Annotated in this window: 6 protein-coding genes; 5 read left to right on the plus strand and 1 reads right to left on the minus strand. The window is 66.3% G+C overall.

Going from position 1 to position 6053, the window contains the following annotated elements; genetic code table 11:
- The coding region (locus tag ACFE7K_RS15375; RefSeq protein ID WP_375399072.1) for a hypothetical protein at positions 1-304 on the plus strand (304 nt) is incomplete at its 5' end.
- Here ACFE7K_RS15375 and ACFE7K_RS15380 read toward each other — a convergent pair.
- Positions 279-2630, minus strand: coding sequence for a MobA/MobL family protein (locus ACFE7K_RS15380; RefSeq protein ID WP_375399073.1), 2352 nt, complete (start codon positions 2628-2630; stop codon positions 279-281). The genes ACFE7K_RS15375 and ACFE7K_RS15380 overlap by 26 nt on opposite strands.
- Before the next feature lie 306 nt (positions 2631-2936).
- Here ACFE7K_RS15380 and ACFE7K_RS15385 point away from each other — a divergent pair, with 306 nt between their 5' ends.
- The 4 genes from ACFE7K_RS15385 (at position 2937) to ACFE7K_RS15400 (ending at position 6001) form a co-directional block, all read left to right on the plus strand.
- A complete protein-coding gene (locus ACFE7K_RS15385) occupies positions 2937-3599 on the plus strand; it encodes a hypothetical protein (protein WP_375399074.1) in 663 nt (220 codons plus the stop codon).
- Between the two features lie 14 nt (positions 3600-3613).
- The gene (locus ACFE7K_RS15390) at positions 3614-3895 is read left to right on the plus strand and encodes a hypothetical protein (RefSeq protein ID WP_375399075.1); all 282 of its coding nucleotides are present in this window, start codon (positions 3614-3616) and stop codon (positions 3893-3895) included.
- Between the two features lie 28 nt (positions 3896-3923).
- Entirely contained in the window at positions 3924-5708 is a 1785-nt protein-coding gene (locus ACFE7K_RS15395; protein ID WP_375399076.1) for a hypothetical protein, read from the plus strand.
- Positions 5709-5785: 77 nt separating this feature from the next.
- Positions 5786-6001: a hypothetical protein gene (locus tag ACFE7K_RS15400; protein ID WP_375399077.1), complete on the plus strand. Its 216-nt coding sequence runs from the start codon at positions 5786-5788 to the stop codon at positions 5999-6001.
- The last annotated feature ends 52 nt before the right edge of the window (positions 6002-6053 follow it).

Raw genomic sequence — 6053 nt, forward strand, 5'->3', positions numbered from 1 at the left:
TCTGATTGATCCTACCACCGAACGGGACAGTGCTGTTCTCCTCCATCTCGAGAAGATCGGCGAACCGGTGCCGGGCGACAAAGTCGCCTGTGCGACCTGTCCGGCCGCGGTATGGTATTGGAAGGGCAACGACCGGCTGACCTGCTTCTGCCCCGTGCTTCATCAGAATGTCTTCGACGACACTGTTGAAAATCAGGAGCTGGTTGAGTTCTGTGACGGACGCGAGCAGGCTCTTGCGAAGCTGAACTTGCAAACCAAGCGACAGCAGGCCGGAGCCGTCATCGACTCCGCTCGTCAGGATTGAACCCGGGCGGCATGATCTGGCGGGGCGGCGTCATTACGGCAGGCTCCGAGCATGCAGGCTCGACGGCGATCACGGCAACACGATCCCGGCGGCGGCTATCATTCCAGCCGGTCATCAGCGTTTCGCGATAGTCTGCCGCCCAGGCCAGCCGGCGTTGCCGGGCAAGATGCGCGGTGTCGGTTGCACTGATATCCATGTGCGCTCGCTCGGCAATGTTGCCGCTGGCGACCGAAGCGGTGCCGGAGATGTGAACCGGATTGGTGCCGAGCACGGCCTCGTCTGGTTCGGCTCGAATTTGCTCGTGGCGCGCGGTCACTTGGGCGAGGTCATGCCGGACCTGCACAGCTCGCCGCTCGGCCTCGGCATGTTCTTCCTGCGCCCGCTGCTCACGCTCTCGCTGCCGGGCAGCAGCCTGTTCGTCGAGATCGCGCTGGATACGCAAGCGTAGCGTGGCGACCAGCGTGTCACGATCGAGGTCGCGGACGAGTGTCCGGTCCGCAGCGCTCAAGGTGGTGAAGTTGGGGGCCGCCCTGCCGGCCGACAGCGTGTAGGGCGGCACCGTCGCGTTCATGATGACCGTTTTTGCGCGAGCCTGCCGGTCGAGTGCGTCCGCTTCAACTCTCTGGCGTTGCTGCTCGGCCGCACGGCGTTCGGCGAGTCGCGTTTCGATCGCACGCAAATCTGCACGCGCGTGCGACGCGCTAATCCGCGTCGTGTCGCACTCAGAAAGCGTCGCAACGACGGTCTTGCCCAGCTGCGAAAGTTTGACGGTCGTGTCGGTGCAAACCGACGTCGTCTGGTTGCTGCGAGCGGACGCGGCTGCCGACGCTACGCCGATCGCGCGCGCGCGCCCAGTCAGCTGGGAGATCGTGGCCAGCACCGCCGACGCTGGCCGGTCCCTGCGCGCAGATGCTCGACGGCCCAGTTGCGGCACGAGTTGCAGCATCCGAGCGACTGGTTTGATAGCCAAGTCTATGCGTCCGGACACCGGCAAGCGTCGCTGAATACGGACAGCGCGGGCGCGCAGTTCGAGGGCGCGAACGCCGATATTATTGCCTAGCCGCGCCGGGCGAACGACATATCGTGCGATACCTTTCGCCTTCCTGAGAAATACTTCCATCGCGTCACGTCCGGCGCGCACGGCGCTGCGTCGCTCCGCCATGCCATCGGCTTGCGCCAACAGGCGCTGCAGGTGCTGCGTCGTATCGAGCTGGCGCTCGACCTGCTGACGCTCAACCGCCAGTTCGTTGCGCTCGACGATTGCGGCGTTGCGCGCGATCACACCGACCACCTCGCCGCGGTCATGCGCCGCCATCGCCTCCGGCCCGACATGTGCCTGCCGCTCGGCATCGATACCGCGCTCGTCATACGTCTGATGTGTGAACAGCGTCGTCGACCCGGCTGCGCGGCAGGCGCGGTTCATGCGCGCTGCCGCCAACGCGCGCACCAGCCGCAGCCCGGGTTTGTCGGTGAGGCCGTTGACCTTCTCTTCGGCGATCGCCCATTCGTGATCGCCGGTGCGCTCGCACGGCCGGGTCGAGAAGCAGATGTGCGCATGGTAGTTGCGACGATCGCCGCTCGCGTCCGGTTCGTGGATCGCGGCGACATAGGGCAGGCCGAGCCGCCCGAACGTGCGCTCGCAGAATTCCTCGACCAGCGCGCGACGCTGGTCGGCATCAAGTTCGTGCGGCAGATTCCAGACGATGCGATACTGCACCTTGGCATTCGCGCGGTAACCCGCTTCCACCTCCTCCAGCGCGCGCCAGCACGCCATGATCTCTTCGGCCGTCTCGCCCATGTTCGAGATAGGCCTGCCGAGTTGCGCCTCGGCCATCTCCAGCGCCAGCTCACGCAGGATATAGCCGATGTGGTCGGCGCTCAGCCCGGGCCGCCAACCCTTCGATTTGAGGCCGCGATATTTTATGTTCAAGTAGAGCGCGACGCGGCCCCGATTGTCGCGCAAGGGTGCCGTGTAGGCGCGGATCGCCCGGGTCGCCGTAGATGCGCGCGCCGCTGCCCTTATCGTGGCCGACGCTGGTTGGGACGTTACCGGCGGAGATGGCGGCATCCTGACGACGAACGTGCGGCCCCAGCCCGGTGCGATGCTCGGCTCCAGCTCACGGGCCAGCTCCCGGTCGGCACGGGCATGATCGCGCGATGCTTTCGCCTCCTGCCTCTGCCGCAGCGTCGCGACCCGCGCATAGGCTCCGGCGATCGTGCGATCCGCCGCCATCATGCGCCGAGCCGTGCGGTTGGACGCCATGAGCAGGCCGAACACGCGTGCATCCGCCTCGGCCATGATTCCCGCTTCGGTCATCAGTATCATCGTGTTGGCCACCCTTCTTCGCTGGTGCTAAAAGGGGGGTGGGACGAAAGCGCCGGTCCAGAGGGATCGGCAGCCAGTTGACCGCAGGTCAACGTTTCTTTCGCATTCCCACCCCCCCAAACTTCCTGCCTGTCCGCTTTCCTGACTTCGCTTCTAGGGACCGGCCCATATCGCGTCGGCGTCAGGGTCACTCGCGCCGCTGCCCGACCGACGCCCATACCTTATGCGGATTTTGGAGTGACCCTGTCGGCGACCGGTGCGACGGCCGCGCCTAGCCCGTCCTCCTCACCCGAGAAGGAGGACGACATGATCTACGACCGCGACGAAGAACGCCGCCGCAGCGCATTGCGCAAGGCACAAGCCGAGACGGCCCGACTGCAGGCGAAGCTCGCCGGCCTGCGCCGCAACGAGCGCAGCGCTCGCAATCGCCTGCTCAGCGGTACGCGTCACGAGACCTGGCACGCGCACCGGCTGGCGTACCAAGACCGCCAGGCCGGCTACAGCGGCGAGATGGCGGAAGCGCGCTACTATCTGCGTGCACTGCCCGCCGACCAGTATGTCCAGGCGATCCTGCCCTATGCCGATCAGCTGGCCGAGGGCGGCGTGATCGATATCGAGGTGCTCGCTGTTCGCGCGAACATGGAGGACTGGACGCAGAAGGGTCAGGCGCTGCTCCACGAGCGCGCCCGCGTGCGTTACGAGGAGGAGTGCCGCTCGTTCGCCACGTGGGCTGCGGACAACCCGGGCAAGAAGTCTTGGCGCGACCGCCCGGCAACGCGCGCGCAATGGATGCTGATCCGCCGCACCGTCGACGCGCTCGACTTGGCGTCGGTGCCGTCCCGGATCAGCTGCGGCGAGGCCTACGACTGGCTCCAGGAGCACGGCGCCAACGTTCGGTTCCGCGCTGCCGATGATAAGGGTGACCACGCGGGCGAAGATGCAGGCGACGACGCGGGTTCGTCTTCGTGAGCGAGAGCGGGCGCATGGTGCGGGTCGGCGATGCCGACCTGCACTTTTCTGACATCGCCGCATTGGAGGTGCGCGTGAGGGCCGAGCAGCGCGCGCTCCTGCAGATCGAGGACGGGCCGCTGGCACGCGACGCGCGTGACCAGGCCGCGTGGCGCGACGTCGAACGTCATGCGACCGCGCTCCGCGATCTGCTCACCGCGCTCGACGACTGGATCGCTGCCGATCTGGCCGATCTCGACCGCGACATCGACGCGGCGCGCGCGGCACTTAGGCAGATCGGCGCTCACAGCCTATAAGCTGGGGAGTTTGCCCGAAGGAATGACGATGACCGTCCTGAGCGATATCCAGCACTTGCACGCGCATCAGGCGGCGCGCGCCCGTCCATCGACCAACGCCGATGTCCTGCGCGCCGTCTATCAGGGCTGGGATGTATGGCCTGGCGAGGAGCGCGGCGACCGGGTCGGCATGGCGCGACTGCCGCATCTGACGATCCTGCGTGACATCGACGTGGCGCGCGCCGGGCACCGCCCCGTCCTCACGCGTGACATGGACCGGCACGCCCTCGAAGCCGGCATCTGGCGCCAGTTGTTGATCTTGCCGGATATGCCGTCGAACGACATCCGCAGCGAGCTGCCGCCGGCCGATCCGACCAGCAGCGATCCCTTCGCGCCGACGCGATGGACGGTTCCCGATCGCGAGATGTTTCTGCGCATGGTGACCGGCCATTCGCCCCGCGATCTCGCCGAATTCATCGTCGATCTGCGTCACCAGGACGAAGCCCTCGCTCGCCTGATCCTCGCCAAGGATTTCAAGGCGGCACTACGGTTGCGGCCCGATGCGTTCGACATTCCCTGGCCGGCGTCGGTCGTCGCCCGCTGGGCGCACAACGGGCAGCGCGATCATCTGCCGCCCGTCGCCGTTGCCGGCGTCATCGCCGAGTTGTCACGGCTGGCACAGAATATCGACGCGCATCTTCATCTGACCTTCGACGCGGCTGGCAACGAAATATTCTCGCGCGGCTATCTCGATGCCATCCCGACGCTTGCCGGGCCGTTCGCTGCCCCGGCTGCGGTCGCTCGGCTCACCGAACTGGCGGTGCTGTCGAGTACCGCCCTGGTCCCGCCCGACGATGTGCTGGAGAGGCTCGACCCTGCCTCATGCCGTGCCTGGAGCGAGGGTGCGGCCAGCATCATGGCGATCGCTGTCGGTCGCGCCGGGCATGACGCGTTCGAGATGGTCCGCCACCCTGACACCCCGCAGGATGCGACGTTCTTCCGCGACGGCATCGCCCGCAACCCGCGTTTCTGTCCCGAAGCCCGCTATGAACATGGCAGCTCACTCCAGCGCGGTAACCCCGCGTTGTTTCGGGGCATGACCTATCGACAGCATGCCGCGACTGGGCTGCTTACCATCGCCGCCGAAGCACGTGTGCTGAGCGAGCGATATCGCAGCGGTAAGGACAGGCTGCCGATGCCCAGGGTCGATCGCCGGCTGGAGCGCGCGCTCGCTGCGATCTTCTATTGCTGGATCGAGGCGGGGCACGTGCGGGCGCTGGAAACCGCGCTGGCACCGGTCATTAGCGCCAAGGAGCATCAGGCCAAGAAGGCCTTGGCACCGGAAGACCGCACGATCGACGCACTCGCCACCGGCACCCGGTTCGGCGAGACGTGGTGCGAGGACGGCCGGGTCCGGCTGACCGATATGTCGGACCACGGCGAGGAGGGATATAGCGCGGGCTATCACGTGCATCTGTGGTTCGATGACGCCGGTAACGACATCGGCTCCTTTCAGCGACATCAGCGCGTGGCGGTCGCGCGGAACAGAAGACTCCTGCGCCACGGCCACCCGATCGAGGGACGGCTCGCGACTGTTCCGCGCCCGCCATCGGTCGCTACGCGCGGGAAGCCGACGATCGATCCGGTCCTGCAGCGCCGTCGTTTGTCGCACGTCATGCGGATGCAGGCGTCTTCGGCCGCCCCCATCGTGGCGCAGAATTGCGCCATGATGCTGCTGCCGCCCGCTACCGATCAGATCCACCTCGTCAACAGCGCACCGCATCGCTGGCGCTACCCGGACTCACCGCAAGGCGAATCATCAGGATCGGCGTGACGCCGGCCATCTGTCCGGCGACATAGTGGAGTGACCCTGTGGACGATTGAACCGCCATTATCCTCGACGCGTCCTTCATGGACGCGGCGCGGAACAGCCATGACAACAACGACGAGGGCGTGTCCGTCCCGGCATCGGACGCCGCCCATAATTATCTTGTCAGCTGCCGTCTCGACGATTCATGGTCGACACTTGAACAAGGGGTCGCGCTGATCGATCGCCTCTTCGGCGGCGAAATCACCGCCTTGTTCGAAAGGCATGGTGATGACGGCAGGCGGCACGTTCGAGGGTAAGCGGGTCTTCGTCTACGCGCGCGTGTCGACCACGCGGCAGGAGAAGAACGAC

This window comes from uncultured Sphingomonas sp. (assembly GCF_964244265.1).
Classification (GTDB): Bacteria; Pseudomonadota; Alphaproteobacteria; order Sphingomonadales; family Sphingomonadaceae; genus Sphingomonas.

Excerpts from the sequence above, each read along its gene's own strand:
- ACFE7K_RS15380 (WP_375399073.1), bottom strand. The coding sequence starts at position 2,630 with ATGATACTGATGACCGAAGCGGGAATCATGGCCGAGGCGGATGCACGC.
- ACFE7K_RS15395 (WP_375399076.1), top strand. The coding sequence starts at position 3,924 with ATGACCGTCCTGAGCGATATCCAGCACTTGCACGCGCATCAGGCGGCG.
- ACFE7K_RS15400 (WP_375399077.1), top strand. The coding sequence starts at position 5,786 with ATGGACGCGGCGCGGAACAGCCATGACAACAACGACGAGGGCGTGTCC.
- ACFE7K_RS15385 (WP_375399074.1), top strand. The coding sequence starts at position 2,937 with ATGATCTACGACCGCGACGAAGAACGCCGCCGCAGCGCATTGCGCAAG.
- ACFE7K_RS15390 (WP_375399075.1), top strand. The coding sequence starts at position 3,614 with ATGGTGCGGGTCGGCGATGCCGACCTGCACTTTTCTGACATCGCCGCA.